General features: G+C 66.5%; 20 protein-coding genes and 1 tRNA gene. 10 read left to right on the top strand and 11 right to left on the bottom strand.

The window, feature by feature from the left end; all coding sequences use genetic code 11:
* Positions 1–79: 79 nt before the first annotated feature.
* Together ACQY9P_RS18010 and ACQY9P_RS18015 are read left to right on the top strand one after the other, a co-directional pair.
* Complete coding sequence (locus tag ACQY9P_RS18010; RefSeq protein WP_421738302.1) at positions 80–2,152, top strand: ComEC/Rec2 family competence protein; 2,073 nt, start codon at positions 80–82, stop codon at positions 2,150–2,152.
* A gap of 61 nt (positions 2,153–2,213) precedes the next feature.
* Entirely contained in the window at positions 2,214–2,975 is a 762-nt protein-coding gene (locus tag ACQY9P_RS18015) for an isocitrate lyase/PEP mutase family protein (protein WP_421737853.1), read from the top strand.
* 4 nt (positions 2,976–2,979) lie between these two features.
* Here ACQY9P_RS18015 and ACQY9P_RS18020 read toward each other — a convergent pair whose 3' ends face one another.
* Both ACQY9P_RS18020 and ACQY9P_RS18025 read right to left on the bottom strand, forming a co-directional pair.
* A complete protein-coding gene (locus tag ACQY9P_RS18020; RefSeq protein WP_421737852.1) occupies positions 2,980–3,624 on the bottom strand; it encodes a DsbA family oxidoreductase in 645 nt (214 codons plus the stop codon).
* Positions 3,625–3,632: 8 nt separating this feature from the next.
* Entirely contained in the window at positions 3,633–4,955 is a 1,323-nt protein-coding gene (locus ACQY9P_RS18025; RefSeq protein ID WP_421737851.1) for a diguanylate cyclase domain-containing protein, read from the bottom strand.
* A gap of 1,006 nt (positions 4,956–5,961) precedes the next feature.
* Between ACQY9P_RS18025 and ACQY9P_RS18030 the strand changes: the two genes are divergently transcribed.
* The gene (locus tag ACQY9P_RS18030; RefSeq protein ID WP_421737850.1) at positions 5,962–7,089 is read left to right on the top strand and encodes a CaiB/BaiF CoA transferase family protein; all 1,128 of its coding nucleotides are present in this window, start codon (positions 5,962–5,964) and stop codon (positions 7,087–7,089) included.
* A 229-nt stretch (positions 7,090–7,318) separates the two neighbouring features.
* Positions 7,319–8,266, top strand: coding sequence for a YihY/virulence factor BrkB family protein (locus tag ACQY9P_RS18035; protein ID WP_421737849.1), 948 nt, complete (start codon positions 7,319–7,321; stop codon positions 8,264–8,266).
* Here the strand turns inward: ACQY9P_RS18035 and ACQY9P_RS18040 are convergent.
* The 4 genes from ACQY9P_RS18040 to ACQY9P_RS18055 all read right to left on the bottom strand — a co-directional run bounded on the left by ACQY9P_RS18040 (position 8,238) and on the right by ACQY9P_RS18055 (position 10,267).
* Positions 8,238–8,471 (bottom strand): sulfurtransferase TusA family protein, encoded by a 234-nt coding sequence (locus ACQY9P_RS18040; RefSeq protein WP_421737848.1) that lies wholly within the window; start codon positions 8,469–8,471, stop codon positions 8,238–8,240. The two genes, ACQY9P_RS18035 and ACQY9P_RS18040, sit on opposite strands and share 29 nt — an antisense overlap.
* Positions 8,464–9,204 (bottom strand): pseudouridine synthase, encoded by a 741-nt coding sequence (locus ACQY9P_RS18045; RefSeq protein ID WP_421737847.1) that lies wholly within the window; start codon positions 9,202–9,204, stop codon positions 8,464–8,466. The genes ACQY9P_RS18040 and ACQY9P_RS18045 overlap by 8 nt, the downstream gene beginning before the upstream one ends.
* Positions 9,201–10,112 (bottom strand): class I SAM-dependent methyltransferase, encoded by a 912-nt coding sequence (locus tag ACQY9P_RS18050; protein WP_421737846.1) that lies wholly within the window; start codon positions 10,110–10,112, stop codon positions 9,201–9,203. The genes ACQY9P_RS18045 and ACQY9P_RS18050 overlap by 4 nt, the downstream gene beginning before the upstream one ends.
* 65 nt (positions 10,113–10,177) lie before the next feature.
* Positions 10,178–10,267 (bottom strand) — tRNA-Ser (locus tag ACQY9P_RS18055).
* A 54-nt stretch (positions 10,268–10,321) separates the two neighbouring features.
* Here ACQY9P_RS18055 and ACQY9P_RS18060 point away from each other — a divergent pair.
* Genes ACQY9P_RS18060 through ACQY9P_RS18080 form a run of 5 tightly spaced genes read left to right on the top strand, consistent with a single transcriptional unit; the run spans position 10,322 to position 14,591 of the window.
* The gene (locus ACQY9P_RS18060) at positions 10,322–11,317 is read left to right on the top strand and encodes a septal ring lytic transglycosylase RlpA family protein (RefSeq protein WP_421737845.1); all 996 of its coding nucleotides are present in this window, start codon (positions 10,322–10,324) and stop codon (positions 11,315–11,317) included.
* A gap of 54 nt (positions 11,318–11,371) precedes the next feature.
* Positions 11,372–11,998, top strand: a complete 627-nt coding sequence (gene tmk / locus ACQY9P_RS18065) for a dTMP kinase (protein ID WP_421738301.1) — start codon at positions 11,372–11,374, stop codon at positions 11,996–11,998.
* Positions 11,999–13,003, top strand: a complete 1,005-nt coding sequence (locus tag ACQY9P_RS18070) for a DNA polymerase III subunit delta' (protein ID WP_421737844.1) — start codon at positions 11,999–12,001, stop codon at positions 13,001–13,003.
* Positions 13,000–13,788, top strand: a complete 789-nt coding sequence (locus tag ACQY9P_RS18075) for a TatD family hydrolase (protein WP_421737843.1) — start codon at positions 13,000–13,002, stop codon at positions 13,786–13,788. The genes ACQY9P_RS18070 and ACQY9P_RS18075 overlap by 4 nt, the downstream gene beginning before the upstream one ends.
* Positions 13,785–14,591, top strand: coding sequence for an MBL fold metallo-hydrolase (locus ACQY9P_RS18080; protein ID WP_421737842.1), 807 nt, complete (start codon positions 13,785–13,787; stop codon positions 14,589–14,591). Before ACQY9P_RS18075 ends, ACQY9P_RS18080 begins: the two co-directional genes overlap by 4 nt.
* Here ACQY9P_RS18080 and ACQY9P_RS18085 read toward each other — a convergent pair.
* From ACQY9P_RS18085 to ACQY9P_RS18100, 4 genes are all read right to left on the bottom strand, one after another.
* Positions 14,581–15,507 (bottom strand): LysR family transcriptional regulator, encoded by a 927-nt coding sequence (locus ACQY9P_RS18085; RefSeq protein WP_421737841.1) that lies wholly within the window; start codon positions 15,505–15,507, stop codon positions 14,581–14,583. The genes ACQY9P_RS18080 and ACQY9P_RS18085 overlap by 11 nt on opposite strands.
* A complete protein-coding gene (locus ACQY9P_RS18090; RefSeq protein WP_421737840.1) occupies positions 15,488–17,425 on the bottom strand; it encodes a CocE/NonD family hydrolase in 1,938 nt (645 codons plus the stop codon). Before ACQY9P_RS18090 ends, ACQY9P_RS18085 begins: the two co-directional genes overlap by 20 nt.
* Positions 17,426–17,525: 100 nt before the next feature.
* Positions 17,526–20,402, bottom strand: a complete 2,877-nt coding sequence (locus ACQY9P_RS18095) for a TonB-dependent receptor (RefSeq protein ID WP_421737839.1) — start codon at positions 20,400–20,402, stop codon at positions 17,526–17,528.
* Positions 20,403–20,649: 247 nt separating this feature from the next.
* On the bottom strand, positions 20,650–22,233 hold the full coding sequence (locus tag ACQY9P_RS18100; protein WP_421737838.1) for an AbgT family transporter: 1,584 nt from the start codon (positions 22,231–22,233) through the stop codon (positions 20,650–20,652).
* 146 nt (positions 22,234–22,379) lie between these two features.
* Between ACQY9P_RS18100 and ACQY9P_RS18105 the strand changes: the two genes are divergently transcribed.
* Positions 22,380–23,480 carry a CapA family protein gene (locus ACQY9P_RS18105; protein ID WP_421737837.1) on the top strand — a complete coding sequence of 367 codons (1,101 nt, stop codon included), beginning with the start codon at positions 22,380–22,382 and terminating at the stop codon, positions 23,478–23,480.
* Between the two features lie 44 nt (positions 23,481–23,524).
* On the opposite strand, the gene ACQY9P_RS18110 is transcribed toward ACQY9P_RS18105, so the two are convergent.
* Positions 23,525–25,375, bottom strand: a complete 1,851-nt coding sequence (locus ACQY9P_RS18110; RefSeq protein WP_421737836.1) for a phosphoenolpyruvate carboxykinase (GTP) — start codon at positions 25,373–25,375, stop codon at positions 23,525–23,527.
* Positions 25,376–25,408: the final 33 nt, after the last annotated feature.

The following is a 25,408-nucleotide window of genomic DNA, read 5'->3' on the forward strand; positions in this document are numbered from 1 at the left end:
GGCCGGGATCTCGCGCCGGAGCGCGGCGTGGGCGGCGCGTCTTAGCACGGCCGTTCGCGCATGGCCTAGCCCGACGGCGATGTTCCGGGCCGTCCGTGACGAGACGGAGGTCAACCTCGATCGCTGGGTGCTTTGGAGCCCTGTCGGGTTTGGCCTGGGCGCGGCCGGCTATCTGGAATTGCCGATCGAGCCGCCCTTCTTGGCTCTGGCCGCGTTGACGGCCGTCTGCGCCGCGACATGGGCGTTCGTCAGCCGTTTTTCTCCGCGCGGCGTGGCCGTGATTCTCGCGCTCCTAACCTTCGCCGCGGCCGGGGCCCTGGCGGGCAAGGTCCGGAGCGACCGGGTGTCCGCCCCGGTCATCAATGGCGAGCGCGCCCCGCGCTGGGTGGAAGGCTTTGTCGTCGATGTCGTCAGTCCCGGCGCCGGCGGGCCCCGCCTGCTGATCGCCCCCGTCCAGATCTCCGGCCTCGCGCCGCGCGACACCCCCACTCGAATCCGCGTGACCATCGACGCCGCCGACGTTCCCGAACCGGGGGCGAGCCTGAGGCTACGCGCGATCCTGGGGCCCCCGCCGTCGCCCGCCGCGCCCGGCTCCTATGATTTCGCCCGCGACGCCTGGTTCGATTCCGTCGGCGCCGTGGGTTTCACGCTCGGTCAGATCCGGACGATCCAGCTGGAGCCTGCCCCGTTGCGGTTGCGGGCCGGCATGGCGATCAACACCTTCCGCTGGCGACTGGGAAGGCGGATCCTGGAGCACATGGGCCCCGCCAGCGGCGGCATCGGCGCGGCCATGGTCACGGGTCACGAGGCCTGGATCACGCCCGAGCAGACCGAGGCCATGCGGGCTTCGGGCCTGGCGCATATCCTGTCGATCTCGGGCCTGCACATGGCCATCGTCGGCGGCTTCGTGTTTGGCTTGGCCAGGCTGGGGATCGCGGCTTGGCCGTGGTTGGCCCTGCGCGCGCCGGGCAAGAAGATTGCCGCCGTGGCGGGCCTGCTGGCGGTCACGGGCTATCTGGTGATCTCGGGCGCGCCGCCGCCCGCCGAGCGCGCCGCGATCACGGCCAGCGTGGCCTTCGCCGCCATCCTGTTCGATCGCCAGGCCGTGACCTTGCACGGACTGGCCCTGGCGGCCCTGCTGATCCTGCTGTTGCAGCCCGAAGCGGCCGGCGCGCCGGGGTTCCAGATGTCGTTCGCGGCCACGGCGGCGCTGATCGCCCTGGCGGAGGCCTGGCCAAGGCCGGTGCGGGAAATATCCGTCCCCTGGCCCATCCGGATGATCCAGGGCGTCGTCGCCTGGCTGGCCGTCAGCATCGGCGCCAGTTTCGTGGCCGGGCTGGCGACCGGGCCCTTCGCCATGCAGCACTTCAACCGGGTCGCCGTCTGGGGGCTGCCGGCCAACCTGATCGTCGCCCCGCTGTCGTCGTTCGTGATCATGCCCTTCCTGGCCGTGGGCACCGCGCTGGAGGGCCTGGACTGGGGCGAACCGTTTCTGCGCGTGGCGGGCTGGGGCGTGGAGGCGATGGTCGCGGTCGCCCAGAGGTTCGAAGCGCTGGGCGGCCAGGCCGTCGTGGCCAGCGGACCGCCCTTCACCCTGGTCATCGCCTTTCTGGGTGTGATGCTGCTGTGCCTGTGGAGCGGCCGGCTGCGCTGGGTCGGCGCGCCCATGGCCCTGGCCGTCGCCCTGTGGCCCCGGCCGCCCGCGCCCGACATCTGGATCGCCTCGGATGGATCGACCGCCGCCGTGCGCCAGGACCAGGCCGCCCTTGTGCTACGGCCGGACGTGCGCCGGTTCGGCGTGGATCTGTGGGCGCGACGGCGCGGCCTGACGCCAATGACCGCTGGAGGTTTTCTCTGCGACCACTGGAGCTGCCGGCCAGACAGCGATGCGCCAACGCCCTTGGCCCTGTCCTGGACACGCAGAAGCCCCGAAGGTGAGGCTCTGGCCCTGCTGTGTCGCGACGCGGAGGTGGTGGTGCTTAGAGGTCCCGCGCCGCCGGCCTCGCCCGGCGACTGCCAGGGCAGGGTCATGCTGACCGCCGAGGACTTCAGGGCGGGCGGCGCCGCCGAGCTCTATCGGCGGGGCGACGGCTGGTGGATCGTCTGGGCCCAGCCCCTGCGCGGGCGACGCCCCTGGTCCATCCCGCGATGAGGCTGTTGCCACGATCGGGCGCCGGGCGTGACTATTGAGAGGGACCTTGCTGGAGAACGCCATGTCATCGACTGACTTCACCGCCCGTCGCGCCGCGTTCCGCGCCCTGCACGCCGAGGGCTGTTTCGTGCTGCCCAACCCCTGGGACGCCGGCAGCGCGGTGCGGCTGAAAAAGCTTGGCTTCAAGGCCCTGGCCTCGACTAGCGCCGGCGCGGCCTGGGCGCTGGGGTCCGATGACGGCGGCCTCACCCGGGACCAGGTCCTCGACCATCTGCGGATGCTCTGCGCCGCCACCGATCTGCCGGTGAACGCCGATTTCGAGGCCGGCTTCGCCGACGCCCCCGAAGGTGTGGCGGACAACGTGCGTCTGGCGGTCGAGACCGGTGTGGCGGGCTTATCGATCGAGGATCGCGTGGGACGGGATCTCTATGAACCGTCCCTTGCCGTCGAGCGGATCAGGGCGGCGCGGGCGGCTATCGACGGCTCGGCCCAGGACGTGGTGCTGGTGGGGCGCACGGAGGGCTTCCTGATCGGGCGCAAGGACCTGACGGCGACGATTGATCGCCTGACAGCCTATGCGGAGGCGGGCGCCGACTGCCTGTATGCGCCGGGCGTGATCGAGGTCGCGGCCGTTGAGCAGATCGTCAGAGCGGTCTCGCCCAAACCCGTCAACGTGCTGATGGCCTCGCCGGGCCAGAGCGTCGCTCCCCTGGCCGAGGTCGGCGTGCGTCGTGTCAGCGTGGGCGGGGCCCTGGCGGCGGCGGCCTGGGCGGGGTTCGACGCCGCCGCCCGTCTGCTGGCCGAGGAGGGGCGGCTGTCCTAGCTTTTCAGGCGCCCGCGCCGGAGGCCTGGTCAATGGCCTCCAGGATGCGTTCGGGCGTCTCGGCGCCGACGACCGCCACCTTGCCCGCGAAAATGGCGAAGGGCACGCCCGTCACGCCGCCCTGCACCGCCATGCTGTGCTCGCGCGTCACGGACTCCTTGTCCGCGCCTTCCGAAAGCAGCTGCAGCACCACAAGGCGCTCCATGCCCGCGCGCTCGGCGATGTCTGCCAACACCATGGGATCGCCGATGTCGCGACCGTGCGTGAAATAGGCCTCGAACAGAGCCTCGACCACGGCGTCCTGAACCCCGGCGGTCAGGGCCCAGCGGATCAGGCGATGGGCCGCGTTGGTGTTGGGCGACTTTTCGATGACGCCGAAATTGAAGACGATGCCGTCTTCCGCGCCGCCCGCGACCAGGGCGTCGTGCGAGGCCTTCAGCCGCTCCGGATCCTTGAACTTGGCGGCCATGTAGGCCTTGCGATCGACGCCGTCCTCGGGAAGCGTCGGATCCAGCTGATAGGGCCGCCAGACGACGGTCGCCTTCAGGTCGGGCCGCATCGCCAGAGCCGTCTTGATCCGCCGCCAGCCCAGATAGCACCAGGGGCAGACCACATCGGCGACCACGTCCACGATCATCGGCTGGTCCATGGCCGTCCTCAGCTGGCTTCGCGTTGCAGAGCCCGGGCCGCCGCCCGTTCAAGGGCCTTCACGGCGCCTTCGCCCCCTTCGATCTGGGCCACGCCGATGTCGAACTCGCAGACGAACGGCGGGCGGTCCTCGCCGGCGTCAAAGGCGGTGCAGCCGATCACGGCGGCGATCCGCTCGGCGGCGGCGCGGGCGGCGTTCTGGTTGGTGGCGGGCAGGGCCAGGGCGAAGACCTCTGGCGCCAGGCGGGCGGCGGTGTCTTCCACCCGGACCAGGCGACCGACCATCGAGCCGATCTGCGGAATGGCGCGGTCCAGCCAGCCGTTCTGACGGGCCCAGACGGTCTCGGGCTTGTCGGCGACCCGCAGCACGCAGATCGATAGGGGCCGGGCTCGCTCGCGCGCGGCGCTGGTCAGGCGCGCCAGGTGGGCGGCGAACAGGTCGCGGGTGAAGAGGCCGGTGGCGGCGTCCATCAGGCCCGAACTGCGCGCCTTCTCCAGCGCGCCGCGAATCGATTCGCCGCGCCGATAGTTGCGGGCCAGCTCCATCACCCGGCGGGCGGTCTCGACCTCGGGCGTTTCGGGCGAGGCCACGTCCGACACCCCGCGATGGAAGGCCTCCGACATGGTCACATAGCTCTCAGCCTTCAGATACAGCATGGCCGGGATGTGGAAGAGGCGGGTGTTGCGGCGCATGCCGGCCGCGATCGACAGGGCTTCCTGCTGGTTGTCGCCGGCCCACAGCACGACCGAGTCAAAGGCCCGCTCGTGCAGATAGTCGAAGGCCGTGTAGGCCGTGAAGGCGCCCACCACCTCGGCGCCGCTGCGCTTGAGGGCGTTGGACAGGGCCAGGAACTGTGGCGCGGGTTCGCCGACGGCCAGGATCCGGAAGGGCGAGGGCTGGGGCTCGGGCAGATCCATGCGTCGGCCGCGCTCGCCGAAGGTTTCCAGCCGTAGCTCGAACTCCTCCTCGGCGATGGCGGTGCGCACCAGCGATTCCAGACGCAGCGCGGCCTGGGCGGGATGCAGCGGCGGCGACAGCGTCAGGTCGAAGGCCTGCATCTGGGCGCCGTCCGGCTCGCCTATGGCGATGACGGGCAGGCGGCGCGGCGCGACAGCCGCTTTCAGGCGACGGGCCAGGGACTGGGTGTCGGGCCCTGCGCTGGCCAGGTCGACGATCACCGCCTCGATCGGCAGGTCGCCCAGGGCCGCGAGGGCGGCATAGGGGCCGCGCGCGGTGATGGTTCGCCAGCCAAGACGGTCCAGTCCCTCAGCCAGGGGACCGGCACGAAGATCGTCACGCGCCACGATTAGGATCCGGGCGTCTACCGCCACACTTACCTCCGACCCGAAACCTGCCGAACCCGATCGACATCGACCACCAGATTCGACGCCGCAACATAGCAGAGGCTTGGGCCGGTGATAGGGATGGAACGCCGCAGGCGCGTGACAGTCTCATCATCCTCTGAGCCCACGTGCTGGCCGGCGTTCTACGTCCTTCGAGGCTCGCCGCTGGCACTCACCTAAGGATAAGGAAATCAGTAAAAGAGCACCTCATCCTAAGGCGCCCGCGCAGCGGGCCTCGAAGGACGCAAGGCCTGTCCAGCCCGCACATAACCCAACCTCGGCTGGTCTCCTCCAGATGACGCGCCGAGCGCCCCGCGCGACAGACCATGGGGATAGACGGCGCTGGATCCCCGTGCCTTGCGGTACGGACATCAATGAAATCAACGCGCTAAAAATAAACTGAGCGCGCCAATCCTCCGCGCTCAAACCGCCCGCATAATCAATCTCACCTGACAGCACGGGAAGGGCGTCCGGCCGGCGACCAGAGGCGGCTGTCAGGGGTGATCGAGCGGAGCCACCGGAGTCGCGTGAGCGGGACCGGGCTGGGCTTAAAGGAAGGCGGGTGACGTAAACCCGCCTATCGGGGACCTCTCGTCGGAGATCCCCGCCCGTCCGAAGGTTCGTTCCGGGTCCTCCGGAATCGGCGAGGCTGCAGCCCAAGGCTGGGTCCGTCGCGAGGAGGGCAACCCGGATGGGGGTGAAGGGTTGAACGAGACCCGCGCGCCCCGGCCAGAGGGATAACGGTCACGCGGAGCGTTCGTCTTCGTCGAAACGGTACTTAGAACTCACACATTCCGGGCGAGGCCCGGACGCTCCGCGACCCTTCCCATCAACTCGGCGGTTTCCGCGCGAGGTCGAGAAGTCGTGTCCGCGTGCTTGCCGCCGCCGGGCGCCCGGCGACCCTCCGCCCTGATCTAATCCTTGCATGACCGAACGTCAGGGCCGTTCTAAGTCGGTCGAACGACCGCGTTGAAAGGTCGATACGGAGGACGCCATGGGCCAGGGGCCGCTTTCAGGACTGAAGATCGTCGAGTTCGCCGGCATCGGCCCCGGACCCTTCTGCGGCATGCTGCTGTCCGACCTCGGCGCCGACGTGGTGCGCATCGACCGGAAGGGCGCGGGCCGGGGTTCGCCCGCCGACGTGACCGCGCGGGGGCGCCGGTCGGTGGCGCTGGACCTGAAGAATCCCGCCTCCATCGAGACCTGCCTGAAGCTGCTGGAAAGCGCCGACGGCCTGATCGAGGGCTTCCGGCCCGGCGTGATGGAACGGCTGGGCCTGGGCCCCGACGTGGCCCTGAAGCGCAACCCCAAGCTCGTCTATGGCCGCATGACCGGCTGGGGCCAGTTTGGGCCCTACGCCAAGGCCGCCGGCCACGACATGAACTATATCGCCATCACCGGCGCGCTGGACGCCATCGGCACCACCGACAAGCCCGTCCCGCCGCTGAACCTGGTGGGCGATTTCGGGGGCGGGGCGCTGTATCTGGCCTTTGGCCTGCTGGCGGGGGTGATCCACGCCCGGGCCAGCGGCCAGGGGCAGGTGATCGACTGCGCGATGAGCGACGGCGCGGCCTCGCTGATGGCGATGTTCTACGGCTTCAAGGCCGGCGGCATGTGGAACGAAGGGCGGCGCACCAACCTGCTGGATGGCGGCGCGCACTTCTACGACACCTATCAATGTAGCGACGGCAAGTGGATCTCTATCGGTTCGATCGAACCGCAGTTCTACCTGCTTCTGCTGGAAAAGACGGGCATTTCCGATCCGCAGTTCCAGCATCAGATGAGCCGCGACGAGTGGCCGGAGCTTCGCGGCAAGCTGGCCGCCGTGATCGCCGCCAAGACTCGCGACGAATGGTGCGCGTTGATGGACGGCACCGATGTCTGCTTCGCGCCGGTCCTGAGCATGGACGAAGCGCCGAACCACCCGCACAACGCGGCCCGCGAGACCTTCGTCGAGGTGGGCGGCGTGATCCAGCCCGCGCCGGCGCCGCGCTTCTCGGCCACCCCCGGTAAGATCCAGGGCCCGCCGCCCCGGATCGGCGGCGACAACGACGCGGCCCTGACCGACTGGGGCTTCTCCGCCGACGCCATCGCCGACCTGAAGGCCGGCGGCGCGCTCTGACCATGACCGAAAAGCCCGCATCGCCGTTCAGGCTGGGTTCAGCCGGCGGGCTCTAGCTTGGTCCCATGCCGGCCGTCGCGCCATCCGTCCCTCGATGCGGCGGCCGGTTTCAGGCCCGTCCTGCGGAGACGCGCCGCCTTCCCTGAGGCGGCGCGTCTTTGGCGTTGCGAAACGCCGATATGCCGGACCTGGGTTGCGCCGGGGACCGGGCGCGGGCAGTTTCCGGCCGATGCAAGACCACAATCCCATTCGATGGCGTGACCTGGACCTGGATCCGATCCACTGGGCGCGCGAGATCCTGCGTGTCCTGGGTCTGGCGCTGCAGCGCATCTGGGGCCGCGACGTGATGCTGTATGTCGGCGGCGTATCCTTCTTCGTGCTGCTGGCCGTGTTTCCGGGGCTGGCGATCCTGATCGGGACGTACAGCCTGCTGCTGACGCCGCAACAGGCCGCGGCCCAGGCCGACAACCTGGCCGACTTGTTGCCCTATCAGGCCCGGTCGCTGTTCGAGGACGAGTTCTCGCGGCTGGCCCATGCGCCGGAACAGACGGTCTCGGCCCAGAGCGCCGTCGTCCTGGTGATTGGCGTCTATGCCGCTCATCGCGGCTTCAAGGCCCTGCTGGCGGGCCTCTCGTTCATCCACGACGAGGAAGATCAGCGCGGGTTTGTCGGCTTCAATCTGATGGCGCTGTTTGTCCTGATCGCGGCCTTTGGCCTGCTGTTCGTGATGTCGGGCGTCTTCCTGACGCTCCGCCTGCTGGGCAGCGCGCTGGATATCCAGCCTCTGGCCGGCGTGTCCTGGATCCAGAGCGAATGGACCTGGGCCAGCCTGGGCGTGGTGATCGGCATGACGCTGGTCTATCGCTACGCCATGTCGCGCGTCCCGGTCGGCTGGCGCGCGTCGATCGCCGGCGGCGTCGCCGCGGCGGTCCTGTGCCTGTTCATGTCCTGGGCTTCGGCCTTCTATGTCGAGAAGGTCGCCCATCTGGGCGCGACCTACGGCTCGATCTCGGCCGTGATCATCTTCCTGATCTGGCTGTCGTGGAGCGTGAACGCCATCTTCCTGGGCGGCGCCCTGGCCACCGAGGTCGAGATCGCCCTGGACGAACGGCCGCGCGCTTTGGTCGAAGGCCCTCGCGCCGTGACGCTCAAGGCGCCTTCGACACCAGAAAGCTGATCGCGCCGCCGGGTTCATCGGTGATCGAGATCACGGTCGCCCCGGCGCTGGCCGAAAAATGCGGAACATCGATACGCGCCAGGGGATCGTCAGAGATCAGGCGCACCTGGCTCCCCGGCTCAGCTGCTTCCAGCGCCCGCCGCAGTCGCAGGGTCGGCACCGGACAGCGGTGGCCGCGCGCATCCACCAGGATCGGCTCAGCCATCGCCGAACACCTGCTCTGCGACAGCGGCCGGAAGTATCCTGTACTGGCTGGGCTCGAGATCACCCGGCAGGGTCAGGCCGCCAATGGTCTCGCGATGCAGGGCGTTCACGTGGTTGCCGGTCGCCGCGAACATCCGTCGGACCTGATGGTAGCGGCCTTCGGTGATGGTCAGGCGGGCGTGTAGCGGGTCGATGACGTCGAGCGTCGCCGGCAGCAGCGGCTTTTCCTCGCCCTCCAGCATCAGTTCGCCCGCCGCGAACAGCGCGGCCTCGGAGCCATTCAAAGGCCGGTCGAGGGTGGCCAGATAGGTCTTGGGCACGTGGCGCTTGGGCGAAATCACCCGGTGCAGATAGTCGCCGTCATCGGTGATCAGGATCAGGCCCGAGGTGTCTTTGTCGAGCCGGCCAACGGTCGACAGGCCCGGATCGCGGATCCGCCAGCGCTTTGGCAGCAGGTCATAGATCCGCTCGCCGTCCTCCTTGTGCGAGCACACCACGCCCAGCGGCTTGTGCATGATCAGCACCAGCGGCGCGGGCGGATCGACCGGCGCGCCCCGGATGGTCATGCGTTCGGGGAGATCGGCGGTGACGGCGACCTTGGTCCCGACATCCTTCAGGATCTTGCCGTCCAGCACGACCTTGCCGCCGGAGATCAGCGCCTGGACGTCCTTGCGACTGCCGTAGCCCAGATTGGCCAGCAGCCGGTCGAGGCGCGCCATCAGCGCCTTGGTCACTTGCGGGCCTCATAGACCTTGTAGCCATTGGTTTCGCCGGCGAGACGAACCTTGGCGAAATGCTCGTTGAGGATGGCCTCGTAGGGAAGGTGCCGATTGGCCACCAGCCACAGGTCGCCGCCCTTGCGCAGCGATGCGGCGGCCACGCGGATGAAGCCCTGGCCCAGAGACCGGTCCTCACCGCCCGTTTCGTGGAATGGGGGGTTGGTGACCACGAAATCCAGGGCTCCAAGCGTCGGGGCGGCCTGACGGACGTCATCCCATAGGAAGGAGGCGCGCGGATCATCGATATTGCGGCAGGCCGCATCCACCGCCCGGCGGTCCAGATCGACCAGGGCCAGCTTGGTCACCTTGGGCGAGGCCAGGATCGCTTTCGAAAGCCAGCCGATGCCGCATCCGAAATCCGCGCCCGTTCCGGACAGGGCGGGCAGGGTCTTCAGCAGAAGAGCCGTGCCGGGGTCCAGCCGGTCCCAGCTGAAGACGCCGGGCTGGGTCCAGAGGCCATCAGCGCCCTGACGGGGCGCGCCGGCCTCAATGGCTTCGGTCAGGCCCACAGGCTCAGCCGGCCGCAGGGCGACGCAGATCCGGTTGTGCTTCTTGGAGCTTTCGCCGACGACACAGCCGAAGGCTTCAAGTTCCTTGCGCAGTCGCAGACCGCCGCGGTCCTTGGGGCCGAACACCGTCAGGCGACCTTCAACGGCCAGGGCGCGAAGCGCGTGGGCCAGAACGAAGCGACGTTCGACCACGCCGGCCGGCGCGCGAATCGCCATGGCGTCCAGCGACCCGTCATCCAGGGAGGTCAGATCCGTCGCGCCGGCGATCAGCGGTGAAACCTGGACGGCGTCCGCCGCGACTGGCGCCAGATCGTGATCGGCCTGGCCATAGAGCGCGGTACGGAGAATGGGCATGGGAATCCTGGGAATATCTCGTCGCGGATCGGGGCGGCCGGGCCCGCGCGACGTTGAAAAAGGTGTGGCGGACAGAGTGGGATTCGAACCCACGGTAGACTTTCACCTACGGCGGTTTTCAAGACCGCTGCCTTAAACCACTCGGCCATCTGTCCGGAGCGGCGGCTATATCAGCGCGTCCGCGCCTTAACCAGACTTCAAAACAACTGATGCATGATGAAGGCTCGGAAGGGCGCGACCGCGCCGGAAAGACCTGGGCCATGGCTGTAGGCGGTGATCTTTGGCGCGGAATGCGCGGCGTGGGCCTGATGGCGCTCGCTGCCGCAAGCCTGACGGCATGCGCAACGCCCAAGCCGAAGCTGGATATCGGCCACGGTTACGGCTCTTCGCCGCGCGGCCCCATGGTCTCGCCCTCCGGAAAGCCCTTGAGGGGGACCGAGAAGCCCTATCAGATCAAGGGTGTCTGGTACTATCCTCAGGCCGATCCCGACTACGACGCCAAGGGTGTCGGCTCGTGGTACGGCGAGCAGTTCCACAATCGGCGCACGGCCAATGGCGAGATTTTCGACATGGACGTGCCGTCGGCCGCGCACAAGACCTTGCCTTTGCCCAGCCTGGTGGAGGTGACCAACCTCGACAACGGCCGAAAGATGGTGGTGCGGGTCAATGACCGGGGGCCGTTCGTCGGCGATCGGGTAATCGACCTGTCCAAGGCCGCCGCCGATCAGCTGGGCTATCGCCGGCAGGGCGTGGCCCGGGTCCGGGTGCGCTATGTCGGCCCAGCGCCCAAGACCGCCTTCGACACGCGTCAATATGTCGAGGCCGCCCCGCCCTCCGCCCCGTCGCGTTGGGAGAGCCGCGAGGACGCGCCGATCGTCTGGCCCGCAGAGCCGCCTCCGGTGCGCACCCAGATCATCCCCTCCCGCGAGACCGCGACGCCGAAGCCGCTTCGCGAGGACATCGTTCCCGTGCGGTCGTCGGGTTTCCGCGTCCAGGCGGGCGCCTTCGCCAATCGCGAGAACGCCGAGCGGGCCGTGGCCCAGTTGAAGACCGCCGGATCGGCCATGATCGAGCCGCTGGAGAGGTCGGGCGGCACGCTGTATCGCGTCCTGGTCTCCGCCGGCGAGGATGAGGGCGTGGCCTGGTCCGTGCGCGATCAGGTCGCCGCGCTGGGCTATTCCGGCGCGACGGTCCTGCGCCCCTGACGGGCAACCGCGAGTCCTCTGGACAAGCGACGCGATACGGTCGAATTGAAGCCGGTGACACGCGGCGCATTCATCAGTTTCGAAGGCGGGGAGGGGGCTGGAAAGTCGACCCAGATTCGTCGCTTGGCCGATCGCCTGACGGCGTCGGGCTTCGATGTGGTCCTGACCCGTGAGCCTGGCGGCAGTCCCGGCGCGGAGAGCATCCGCGACCTGCTGGTCAATGGCCCCGCGGATCGCTGGTCGTCGATCACCGAGACCTTGCTGATGTACGCCGCGCGCCGCGATCATCTTGAGCGAGTCATTCGACCAGCCCTGGACCGGGGAGCCATGGTGCTCTGCGACCGGTTCGCCGATTCGACCCGCGCCTATCAGGGCGCCGGTGGCGATGCGCCGGCCTCGCTGATCGCCGCGCTGGAGGATCACGTCCTGTCGGGTTCGGTTCCGGACCTGACCCTGATCTTCGACATTCCCGCCGTGATCGGCCTCGACCGCGCCGCCTCGCGAGGGGGCGCGGCGCGCTTTGAGTCCAAGGGCCTGGATTTCCACGAACGCCTGCGCGCCGGCTTTCTGGCCATCGCCCAGCGTGAGCCGGAGCGTTGCGTGGTGATCGAGGCCAATGCGACGCCTGACGCGGTCTTCGAAACGGTCTGGGGCGTGGTTTCGGCGCGGCTTGATCTCTAGATGGATGCGCCTCCCCATCCTCGCGATGTTCACGATCTGGAAGGTCTCGGCGCGGCGGAGGCGTCGTTTCTGGACGCGCTCGGTCGCGGACGCCTGCACCATGCCTGGCTGCTGACCGGACCGGAGGGCGTTGGCAAGGCGACGCTGGCCTATCGAATGGCGCGGCGGTTGCTCGGCGCGCGTCCCGATCCGTCGCATGGCGTGCTGGGGACCTCGCCGTCGGACGTGGTCAGTCGACAGGTCTCGGCGCGATCGCATCCTGATCTCATGGTGCTTGAGCGCGCCACCGATGATGGCAAGGCGCGCAAGTCCATTCCGGTTGATGAAGCCCGTCGGCTGCCGGAATTCTTCGCCAACTCGCCTGCGATTTCCCCCTATCGCGTGGCGATCATCGATGCGGCCGACGACCTTAACGTCAACGCCGCCAACGCCGTTCTCAAGACCCTGGAAGAGCCGCCCCCACGCGGCGTGATCCTGCTGATCAGCAACGCGCCAGGAAAGCTGCTGCCCACCATTCGCTCGCGCTGCCGCCGTCTGGTCGTGCCCGCCCCGGGCGTTGAGATGGCCGCCAGCATGGTCGAACGGCAGTCAGGCCTGGATCACCGCGACGCCGAGCGGCTGGCTCGCATGGCGCATGGCGCGCCGGGACGGGCGCTGCAACTGGCCTCCTCGGGCGCGCTGGCCATGGACGACGCCGCCAGCGAGATCCTGCGTGGACTTCCCGCTTTGGACGAGGCGGCGCTCTTGGCGATGGCCGACACCTTCCGTGGAGGCGAAGGCGCCGCGCGCTTTGAGCTGCTGTTCGAGCGTCTGGCTGACCAGGTTCACGCCATGACCACGCGCCTGGCCAAGACCGGATCTTCACCAGCCCTGGATCGCTGGGCGACGGTCTGGGAGCGCCTTACGCGTTGGCCCGGCGAGGCCGAGGCGATCAATCTGGATCGGGCCGATGTCTTCTGGAGCGCCATCTCGGACTTGCGCGCGGCGGCCAAGACAGCGATGTGAGCCCCATGCTCATAGACAGCCACGTCAATCTTCACGCCCACCAGTATGACGAAGACCGCGACGCCGTGATCGCTCGGGCGCGTGACGCCGGAATCGGGCTGATGGTCACCATCTGCGACAAGGTCTCATCGTTTGAGGCCGTCCACGCGATCGCCATGGCCGAGCGCGACATCTGGTGCACGGTCGGCACGCACCCCCACGAGGCCAAGGAAGACCCGGACCTCTCGCCCCAGACCTTGATTGATCTGGCCGCTCGACCGCGTGTGATCGGGATCGGCGAATGCGGTCTGGATTTCCATTACGATCTCTCGCCGCGCGACGTTCAGGCCAATGTCTTCCGCGCCCATGCCGCCGCCGCTCGCGAGACAGGCCTGCCGCTGGTGGTTCACACCCGCGAAGCTGACGATACGATGGCGGAGATCCTTGAGGAGGAGCACGCCCGGGGGGCGTTCAAGTTCCTGATGCACTGCTACACCAGCGGTCCGGAACTGGCCAAGCGCGCTGCGGCGCTGGGCGCCTGGTTCTCGGTTTCGGGCATCGCCACCTTCAAGGCGGCCGAGGAGGTCAGGGCGATCATCCGCGACATGCCCGCCGACAGGATCATCGTCGAGACCGACTGCCCCTATCTGGCGCCCGTTCCCATGCGAGGCCGCCGCAATGAGCCGGCGTATCTGCCGCACATCGTCGACAAGCTGGGCGAGATTCGGGGCTGGACACGGGCCGATACCGAGGCCCGCACAGAGGACGCCTTCTTCGGCCTGTTCGACCGGATACCGCGTCCATGACCGGGCCGCTGGAGTTCACGATCCTGGGGTCGGGCTCATCGGGCGGCGTGCCCCGAGCGGACGGCAATTGGGGAGATTGCGATCCCTCCGATCCCCGCAACCTGCGCACCCGCTGCTCGATCCTCGTGCGCCGGAAGGGAGAGGGTGGGCCGCTCGCGGAAACCACCGTCGTGGTCGATACGTCTCCCGATTTTCGTCTGCAATCGGTGGCCGCGGGCGCAAGGCGTATCGACGCCGCCCTGTTCACGCACGACCACGCGGATCAGGCCCATGGCATCGATGACCTGCGGCCGTTCTTCCTGAACCAGCGTCGCCCCATCCCCGCTCACATGGACGAGGCGACACGAGCGGGTCTGACGCATCGCTTCGAATACATCTTCGAGTCAAAGGGCGGGTATCCGGCGATCTGTCGCCCGGTCTCGTTGCCGCCACATGGTGAGAGGTGGAGCATAGACGGACCGAGCGGCGAAATTTCGGTCGAGGGTTTCGACTTGGATCACGGAGAGATCCGGTCGGTCGGCTTCCGGTTTGGCGATGTGGCCTACACACCCGACGTTCTGGCCATTCCCGAAGAGAGCTGGCCGGCGCTGGAGGGACTGGACGTTTGGATCGTCGATGCGCTGCGTTGGACGCCGCACCCGACCCACGCCCATGTCGACCTCACCCTGGAATGGATCGCCAAGGTCAAGCCGCGTCGGGCGATCCTGACCAACCTGCATATCGATCTCGATTTCGAGACCTTGGCGCGAAAACTTCCCGCAGGTGTCGAGCCAGCCTACGACGGGATGCGTTTCATACGCTGATGAGAGCCGGGCTCTGCGCTTCCTCGGCCTGTTCCCGAAAATAGGTCTGGGCCTCCTCCAGCAGCGCCGCCGCGAGCCGGTTCATGGGTCCAAGGGCCGAGGCCATGAAGGCGTATTCGTGCAGGATCTGGGGCCGGAAGACCCGGATCACCGTGCCGCTGCGGACAAAGTTGCGGGCCATCAAGGCGTTGACGATGGCGATGCCGATGCCCTCGGCGGCGAAGGCGCAGGCCGAGCCGACAGTGTGGGTTTCCATCTTCACATCCGGGCGAACACCGCGCTCCCGGAAGGCGTCGTCGATCTGTCGGCGCGACCATGTGCCGAAACCCAGCAGCACCAGCGGCTCGGCCCGCAGCAGTTCTGGGGTCAGGTATTCGTGCCGCGCCAGTGGGTGCGTGGTTGGCAGGACGCACACCGTCTCGCTGGTCGACAGGGTAAAGGTTGAGATGTCGGCGCGATCCAGGGGGAGCTTCACGAACCCACAGTCGGCCGTGCGATTGGCGACCATGTTGCGCGCCGTTTCGGTGCTGCGGGAATCGATGCTCACCCTGACCTTGGGGAATCGATCGAGGAACCGGGTCAGGATCGTTGAAAGCACACCTTCGGACAGACTGGGTGGCGCCACGATCTTCAAAAGGCCTGCGTTGAAGGTGGCGATGTCGCGAACCAGCGCGTCGATCCGCTCCAGCCCTCCGAAAGCCAAGTCGACTTCCTCATAGATCATGAGGGCTTCCGGTGTGGGGCTCAGACGTCCCTTTTCGCGATAGAACAGCTCGAAGCCGGCGTCCTGTTCCAACTGAGCGATCAGGCGGCTGACGGCGGGCTGGGTCAGCCCCATGCGCCCCGCCGCAGCGGTGGCCGATCCGCTCAACATGGTCTCCCGGAAGGCCTCGAGACTACGCAGGTTCAGTTTCATCGACCGCTCCGCTTCGAGGGCCAACGCCTCGCCGCGCCGTGACCGGCAGCAGCAGGCGCGATGGCCTTGTTGCGTCGACATAGATCCGATTTCGCGCTGGACGGGGAGTGCGCCCGTAGCCTTCCGGCTCTCCAGAGTTGGGATTGACGTCGAAATGCGGGAAATTGCTCGATGAGACGTCGAGGCGGATGCGATGGCCCCTCAGAAAGAGATTGGCCGTCGGGAAGGCCTCGATCTCGATCCGATAGACATCGCCCGGCGCGAAGCGTGACTCATGGTCAAAGCTCAGGCGATAGCGCGCCCGCAGAATACCGTGGGTGAGGTTCATGGCGAACCCGTCGGGATAGTCTTGGGAAGCCGGATGAACGTCGATAAGCTTGATGGTGAAATCCGTGTCTACACAATCGGATGAAACAAACAGTTCAGCGGTCACGGGGCCGACGATCTCGACGTCTTCCGCCAAGGGCTGGGTCTGGAACACCAGCACGTCATCGCGATCGGCGAGCGCCCGATAGGGCGCCTGGCATCCGAAGAAGCGCGAATCCTCTCGCTGATCGAAAGCGCCCGCTTCCATGACGGGTGCGCCAGAGGCCAGCGCGCCGCCGATGGTGGGCACAGGCGACAGCGGATCGTGAACATATTCCACGAACGCTTCGGGCTCGGTGGGAGCTGTGGTTGATAGGTCGTCGTCCAACCTCAGGAAAAAATCGGTCATAACGGAAGCTTTCGGGGGCCACGCGGTCTCATCGCGCCAACGTCCGCCGTGATCCAGTCGCCCGTCGCTGGTCTTGCGACCCGAGCCGCCGCCCATGATGAACAGCTTGACGGGTGGCAACGGGTCGATGCCGCCCGACGGCTTCAACCAGGCGTCAAACCAGGCCAGACGCAGCGCGACATAGTTCTCGGCCAAGGCTCCGTCGAGCGTTGCCTCAGGACCGAAATCAACATCACCGGCATGCGTGACGGAGCGCTGTCCGTGGGTCCAGGGGCCCAGCACCAGCTTGACGGGCGACGCTTTTCGCTCGGTCAGACCAAGATAGTTCTCGGTCGCCGTCAACGAATAGGGGTCGAACCAGCTACTCATGTGGACCATCGGGACGTCCGAATAGACATCGTAGGCGCCGCGAGCATAGAGCCCCGTCTGCGTCCAGTAGGGGCCAAAAAGGCCGTTACGCCATTGGTCCAGAAGATATTTCTCATACTCCGGCGCGGCGCTGAGCGGTGAAACTCCATCTGACCACGGCATGCGCTTGAACCAGGCCTTGAGGTCCTGGGCTTCCAGCGCCTTCCGACGGATTGGATCTGCCGCCGTGGCCGGGCTCAGGAGAGCGTGCTTGTAGGCCCAGGTCGCCTGTTTCAACTCGAACGCGCCGCCCTGGCGAATGCCGGAGTGGTAGGCGCTGGAGAAGCCGCCGGAATCGAGGAACATCGCCGCCAGTCCCGGTGGGGCCAGGCAAGCCAGAGCGCTTTGCGCATGAGCGCCATAGGAGAGCCCGAACGTTCCGACGCGACCGTCGCACCACGGCTGTTCGACTAGCCATGCGATCGTATCGAAGCCATCCTCGCCCTCGGCGAGATATTTCTCGAACACGCCCTCGGAAGCGTAGCGCCCCCGGCAGTCCTGGATGGCGACGACATAGCCGCCGCGCACGAACTCCACGGCCAGTTCGGGTTTTGAACGCGGTTCCGGATCGTCGCGGGTTCGGTCGCCGTGGTTGACACCCAGCTTGTCATAGGGCGTTCGCTCGAGCAGCACCGGCAGGGGCGACTGCAGGGGAACGCCATCTTGCGCGGGACGGTAGATGTCGGTCGCCAGGCGCACGCCGTCGCGCAGGGTCACCATGACATCGCGAGACACATGCACATCGATGGGCGGCGTGAAGGCCCTGAACCGGTCCGGCCGGGCGGTCGAACTCATGATCGTGGAACTTGTTTAGGCAAAGGGGCCATCGCGGCAATCCTTCAAGGCGGGGCTGCGATGGGAGGGAAGGGCGGTCGCTGCTTCCCTCCGCGCGATCCTAGAACTTCGCCGACACGCGGACGTACATGTAACGGCCGCGGGCGTCGTAGCTGTAGATGTCGTAGTTGATCGGGGCGTTGGCGTAGGACGCCGGCGGCGCCTCATCGAACACGTTGCTGACCCCGAGGCTGACGGCCGTGTCGTAGGTGTTGAAGGCGTAGCCGGCTTCAAGGTCATTGTAGAAGATGGAGGCGGTCTTGGCGTCCTTCACGGTATTCACGACATCGGTGCTCTCGCCGATATAGCGACCGCGCCACAGGGCGTTCCATGACCCGAGGGTCCAGGTCAGCGAGGCCTGCCCCTTCCAGTGCGGATAGGTCGAGCGCGGCTGATCACCCTTGCCGGCCCGCTCGTCGATGATCGGCGCGCCGCCGGTTGGGTTCGGGCTCGTGGTCTTGAAGGTGTCCAGGTAGGAGGTGTCGACCACGGCGGCGAAACGGCCGATATTGGTAGCGAACTCATAGCGGATCGTGGTGTCGATCCCGGAGGTCTCGATCTCGGCAAGGTTCTGCGCGCCCTGCAGCAGGTTGGTGATGGCTCCGGTCGACGCATCGCGCGCCACCAGATCGCAGAACACGCCGCCCTGCTGGGCGCAGAGGCTCAGGATCTGGGTGGCCGACTGCGAGGCGATCGCGTCTTTCACCTTGATCTCGTACCAGTCGACCGTAGCGGTGAGGCCGGGAGCGAAGCGGGGCTTCAGGGCCAGGCCAAAGCTGTAGGTGTCCGCAGTCTCGGCCTTCAGCTTCGTATTGCCCGAGATTGTGCCCGCGATCAGGCCATTCAGGTTGTAATTGGCCTGGTTGTACCCGGTCGGCACACCGACGCAGCCCGGCAGATTGGTGTGAGCCGACGCTCCGCCGTTGCAGGGGTCTGTCCCCTGGAAGCTGGTCTGCCGCCCCCCTTGGTAAAGTTCAAGGATCGAAGGAGCTCGGAAGCCCTGTGCATAGGTGCCCCGCACGAGGATATCCTCGATCGGCCGCCAGCCCACGCCGACCTTGGCGGTGCTGTCACCGCCGACGGTATCGTAGTCCGAGTAGCGGATGGCCAGGCTGAGATCGAGGCTCTTGGCGAGAACCATATCCTTCAGAAGCGGGACGGCGGCTTCGATATAGGCTTCGTTCAGACTGTACTTGCCGCGCGTGATTGACCGGGTCTGGCCTGTGGTCGTGGTGTTGCTGGCGAAGGTCGAACCCACCGCTGGCGTCGGGATATTGGTCGGTAGGGCGTTGACATACGCATCGGGGTTGTCGACCGCCTTGTTTGTACGGTGCTCCACGCCCGCGGCAATGGCCAGCGGGCCCGCCGGAAGCTGGAAGAGCTCGCCGGTGATATTGGCCGTGAAATCATAGATCGAGGTGCTGTTGGACTCGACGACCGTGTAGCGGATGTAGTCGGCCTGGGCCGCCGTCATCGTCGAGAACAGGTTGATCGGCACGCAGCCGGGCGTGTTGGAGCACGACGCGCCAAGACCCAGGGCCAGTCTGTCGTAATTGACCCCGTTCAGGGCCTGCGAATTGATCTTGTTCTTGGAATACAGGGCGTAGACGTCCCACTTCCAATCGCGTCCGAGCAGCTTGACCGAGCCGTCGAAGCCGCCGGCCACGCGCATGGTCTTGACGTCCTGAACGTTGTCGCGATTGCCGACGGCGGTCATGACTTTGCGAATGCGCCAGGCCTGGTTGGCCGCAAAGCCGACAGCGTTGGCGATCGGAACGCCGTTGGCCGTGCCGAACGGGTTGAAGGCCTGGTTGTTAGGGATCGAAAAGCCGCGGATGGTGCCCGCGGAGCCGCCAATGTCGAGCAGGACCGGCGAGAACAGCTGGTCGGATTTCCGCTCGTTGAAGAGCCCCTCGACCTTCATCCGGATGTTGTGATCAAGGTCGGCGGTGTAGCGGGCGTAGACGCCATAGCGTTCGCTGGGGCCCGCCGAATAGATGCCCTGGGCCAGTGTGTTGTAGTAGTCGCCCGGCAGGGCTGCCGTGTGGAATGCCTCATCGGCCGCAGCGCCCGCGCCGATCGTCGCGCCGGCATTGAAGGCTGCCGGACTGGCCGACGCCGCGAAGCCCGCCGCCGTGCCGAAATAGGTATTGGCCGAAAGGCCAGGCAGGATGAACAGGCCATTGGGGCTGGTGCCCACGGCGGTCGTGGGGACCAGGGTGACACGGGTCAGATCGCGATCCGCTGTGAGGATCGGCTTGTCCTTCACATAGCTCAGGGAGACCACAATGGCGGAACGGTCGAAGCGCTTGCCGAAATTGACGACGCCCGAATACTGCTGACCGTCGCCTTCGGAGCTCACGCCATATTTGGCCTGAGCCTTTACGCCATCGAAATCGCGTGCCGTCTTGATGTTCACCACGCCGGCGATGGCGTCGGATCCATAGATGGCCGAGGCTCCGTCTTTCAACACCTCAAGACCCTCGATCATGCCCAGCGGCATGGTGTTCAGATCCACGAAGTCGCGGAAGCCGCGCTGACCCACGCCATCGACCCAGCGATGGCCATCGACCAGCACCAGCACGCGGTTGCCGCTGCCCTCTGCGCCGCCGAGGTAGCGCAGGTTGATCGAGCTGGCGCCGTAGGAAGTGCCTTGCGTGCCGTTGCTGCTGAGGCTGACGCCCGCGGACGGGAGCTTTTGCAGAAGTTCGCCAACCGAACCCGCCCCCGAATTCTTGATATCGGCTTCTGTCAGGGTGGTGACGACACCCACACCGTCAGCGTCCTTGCGCTGGATGCGCGATCCCGTGACGATGATTTCCTCGACCGTATCGGATGAATTGGCGGCGGTCTGGGCGAAGACCGGCGTCGCGGCGCAGGTCAGTAGCGCCGCATAGGCGGTTCCGGCGCACAGCGCGCGCACGTTCAAGGCCTGCATGGATAACTCCCCTATGTCGCCGACTTCGCCCTGCGCCGACCGCGCATGACCCCCTGCCGACCCTTGAAGCGTGGGGGGCGGACTTTCATGGCGCAACGCCATTGCGCTTTCTGATCGGGCCATGAGCGGTTCGTATGGCTGCGCTCGTCAGCGAACACGAAAAACCCTGGCGGGGCCTATGCGGGGCCCAGCCAGGGTGCGGAACATCGGAACAGGCAGCTGAATGGACTACGGCTAGGTCGACTCATCAGGACGGCGCGTGGGTAGTCGATATCACCTGGTAGACCCCTGGAGCGCCTGGCCCCACGGGTAGCTTGAAGCCGACAAAGACGAGCACCAGCAACACACCGCCGATCATGAAGCCCAGACAGTAGGGCAGCATCAGCGCGATCATCGAGCCTACCCCGAACCTGGGTCGCCATCGCTGGCACAGGATCAGAACGAGCGGAAAGTTGGAGGCGAGGGGCGTCACGATATTGAAGATCGAGTCGCCCATCCGATAGGCGGCGGTCGTCATCTCCGGCGATATGCCTAGAAGCATCAGCATCGGCACCACCACCGGTGCCATCGCGCTCCACTTGGCCGAGGCCGACCCGATCACGAGGTCCAGTACCGCCGACATCGATAGCAGCGCCAGGAGGAGGAGAGGCTTTGGCAGCCCAACGCCCTGCAACATCTCGGCGCCCTTCACCGCCAGGACGGGGCCGAGTTTGGACCAGCTGAACATCGCCACGAAATGAGCGGCGAAGAAGGCCAGCACCAGATAGGGCGCCATCTCCTTCATGCCATGCGCCATCATGCCGACGACGTCGCGATGGGTCTTGATCGCGCCGGTGGCCGAGCCATAGGCCCAGCCACTCGCCAGGAACAGCAGCATGAAGGCGGCGATCAGCGCTTGATAGAACGGCGTCATTCGGCGCGGTCCGACGGCCGTCTGATCAATCAGCGGCGAGAAGCCGGGCCATAGCGTCAGAGCGGCGAAGAGGGCGATGACCACCAGCGCCGCCAAACCCGCGCGGCGCAGACCGCGACGTTGGGCCTCGCCGATCACGTCAAAACTTGCGCCAGCATCGGCCCCATCCGCATCCCTGGCGCTCCAGGGACCAAGCCGGGGCTCAACGACCCTGTCGGTCACCCACCAGGCGATGGGCGTGAACAGAAGTCCGATTGACAGGGTGAACCACCAGTTACCCAGCGGGTTCATCACGAAGTTCGGGTCGATCAACTGGGCGGCCGGTTCGGTGATACCCAGGATCAACACGTCGAATTGTCCGGGCAGGATATTGCCGGCGAAAGCGCCGGAAATGCCCGCATAGGCCACGGCGACGCCGGCGAGAGGATGCCGGCCGCTTTCGGCGAAGATCAGAGCCGACAGCGGGATCAGGACGACATAGGCCGCGTCGGCCGCGTGGTGCGACATGAGCCCGATCAGGAAGATCGCGGGGGTGAGGGCGCGCTTGTGCAGTTTTCGCACCGCGCCGCCGAGCAGCGCTCCAAACAGGCCGGTCCGCTCGGCCACGGCGGCGCCCAGCATGACCACCAAGACCAGGCCCAGCGGCGGGAAGCTGGTGAGAGTGTCTGGCATGTCGGCGAAAAGCTTGGAAAGGTTGGCTTCCGACAACAGGCTCTGGGTCTTCAGGTGGGCGCCCGTGACGGGGTTGGTTGCGCTCCAGCCCATGGAGCTGGCGATCACTGAAACAATGATCAGAAGCGCGATACAGCCGGCGAAGATCAAGACGGGGTCGGGGAGGGCGTCACCGATCTTCTCGATGCGATCGAGCAGCCGCGTCCCCCGGCGAGCGGACGAGCCGCGCGGATCTTCAGTCGTCATTGGAAACCTTCCCCGTTGGACCGAGCGTCGCAGGCCGATCCCAGTCCGACAACTGCATTGCGCGGCGGTATCGGGCCATGCGCAGCGCGCATGACCTAGCAGCGTATGGAGCGGCTACTTATGGTCGCCGCAACGAGGGAACATCGATGAACCGCAGGCATTTTCTGGGCGCGGGCCTTGGCGCTTGGGTGTCGCCCAGCTTGGCGGCTCCGCACGACCTCAAGCTGACGCTGCTGGGCCAGGCTCTGATTGAGCACGACGTATCTTTGGCCGCCTGGCCGGATCGTGAGCGCGTGGCCGACAGGCTCGCGAAGGCCGATGCGTGCTTCACCAATCTGGAGACAGTGATCCTGGGTTCCCGCGCTGGCGCGCCGACGCGAGAGGCGCTGACCCTGCACGCCGCTGGCCCTGAGGTGTTGGATACCCTCAAGGCGATGAACGTCCGGCTAGTGGCGACCTCGAACAATCATGCCTTTGATCTGGGCTCTGGCGGCATTCTCGACACCCTTGCGGCGTTAGATGCAGCTGGTCTGGCGACCGCGGGAACCGGCGAGGACCTTGCTCGCGCGGCAGCGCCGGGGTTTCTGCAAACACCGCATGGAACCGTCGCGCTTGTGGCCTGCGCCACCGGGAAGGTGCGGGAAGGCGGCGCGGCTACCGCCAGTCGCCCCGGCGTCAACGAGCTACGTCGCGGCCCTGACGGTCATATCGCGCCCGCTGACGAGGCCAGAGTGCTGGATGCGCTGTCGGATGCGTCGCAACGCGCTGACGTCGTGATCGCCTACCAGCACAATCATGATTGGGAGCCCGACATGGCCATGGTCCCGCCATGGCAGCGGAGGTTCGCAAAGCGCTGCGCGGAAGCTGGTGCCTCGGTGTTCGTCGGCCATGGCGCTCCGCTACTGCAGGGCATTGAAATCCATCGGGGCGCGCCGCTGTTCTTTGGGCTGGGAAATTTCCTCTTCCAGACGGAGAAGCCTCCAGGCTCCTATCCATCGGAGGCCTGGGAAAGCGTGATGGTCGATTGCGCTTTCCGCAAAGGCCGTTGCCGGTCGGCGCGTCTCGTACCCATCACGCTGAATGAGATCGGCACGGGCGGGCCAAATGACACGACAACGCGAGGGATGCCGTCCCTGGCCGGCGACGCAAGAGCCCGATCGATCCTCAAGCGCGTGGGCACGCGATCACGACCGTTCGGCGCGCACTTCAGTGATAGCTCCAAGGGCTACGCGGATCTGAGGCTCTAGCAATCGACGGGACTAGCCGATGTCCCGCTTTTGCTCACGGCCTGTCAGGCGGGTTCAAGTCGTTTCGCCGGTTGATCCAGCCTGGAGAGCCGCTGGTTGAGCGTGTCCAGTTGGGCCCAAAGCTGCGGCGGCAGTCGATCACCGAATTTGGAGTAGGCGTCCGGGATCAAGGCCGCCTCTGCGCGCCATATGACCGGGTCGACGGTGAGCAGCAGGTCAAGCTGGGCCTGGGTCAGATTCAGGCCCTCCAGGTCGAGGCCATCGCGCAACGGCAGGCGACCGATCGGGCTGTCCACGGCCTCGGCTTCACCCTCCAGACGATCGACGATCCACTTCAACACACGGCTGTTCTCGCCATAGCCGGGCCATACGAACCTGCCATGCTCATCCTTGCGGAACCAGTTGACGAAGTAGATCCGCGGCAGCTTTGCTGGATCAGCCGACGCCCCAACCTTAAGCCAATGATTGAAGTAGTCGCCCATGTTGTAGCCGCAGAACGGTAGCATGGCGAAGGGGTCGCGGCGCAGTTCGCCGATGCTGTTCTCGGCCGCCGCAGTGCCTTCGGAGGCGACATTGGAGGCCAGGAATACGCCATGCTCCCAGTCAAAAGCCTCGGTGACCAAAGGAACCGCCGAGGCGCGGCGCCCGCCGAACAGGATGGCCGAGATCGGTACGCCGGCGGGATCTTCCCATTCGTCGGCGATCACTGGGCACTGGCCGGCGGGCACGGCAAACCGCGCGTTGGGATGCGCGGCCGGCTCGCCTAGCTCAGGCGTCCAGGCGCGCCCCTTCCAGTCGGTAAGGCCCTCGGGGGGAGTCTCTGTGAGGCCTTCCCACCAGACATCACCGTCCGGTGTCAGCGCGACATTGGTGTAGATACAGTTGGAGTGCAGGGTGTCGACGGCGTTTCGGTTGGTCTTCACGCCCGTGCCGGGAGCGACGCCAAAGAAGCCCGCCTCGGGATTGATCGCGTACAGCCTTCCGTCGGCTCCGAACCGCATCCAGCAGATGTCGTCACCGATCGTCTCAGCTTTCCAGCCGGGCAGGGTAGGCCGCAGCATGGCCATGTTCGTCTTGCCGCACGCGCTAGGGAAGGCGGCGGCCACATAGCGAACCTTGCCCGCCGGCGAAGTCAGCTTGAGGATCAACATGTGCTCGGCCAGCCAACCCTCATCCCGCGCCATCACCGAAGCGATGCGCAGCGCGTAGCACTTCTTTCCAAGCAGCGCGTTCCCGCCGTAGCCTGAGCCGTAGGACCAAATCTCGCGGCTTTCGGGGAAATGGACGATATACTTGTCGTCGTTGCACGGCCACGGCACGTCAACCTGGCCTGGCGCTAACGGCGCTCCCAAGGTGTGGACGGCAGGCACAAAGAAGCCGTCGTCTCCCAGTGCGTCAAGCGCCGCCTGACCCATCCGGGTCATCACTCGCATCGAGACGGCGACGTAGGCGCTATCGGTGATTTCGACGCCCAAGGCGCTGATCGGCGATCCCACCGGACCCATTGAAAACGGCACGACGTACATGGTCCTGCCCCGCATGCAGCCGTCGAACAGGCCGTTCAACAACCCTCGCATCTCAATGGGGTCGCGCCAGTTATTAGTCGGGCCCGCGTCGATCGGGTCTTCGGAGCAGATGAAGGTACGGCTCTCGACCCGTGCGACGTCACGTGGGTCCGAGGCGGCATGGAATGAGTTCGGCCGAAGATCTGGATTCAAGCGCTTTAGCGTACCGGCTGCGATCAGTTGGTCAGTCAGAGCGGACCATTCAGCGTCCGAGCCATCGCACCAGTGAACGGCTTCCGGCTTGGTCAAGGCCGCGATCTCGTCGACCCAGGCCAGCAGGCGCGCATGTTTCGTCGAGGGCGTGTTCGCGCCCAGGGCATTATTGCTCATAGTGCCAGTCCTGCCTGCGTGAGTGACGGAGCT

The sequence above is a fragment of the Caulobacter sp. genome (assembly GCF_965279145.1).
In the GTDB taxonomy this organism is placed as follows: Bacteria; Pseudomonadota; Alphaproteobacteria; order Caulobacterales; family Caulobacteraceae; genus Caulobacter.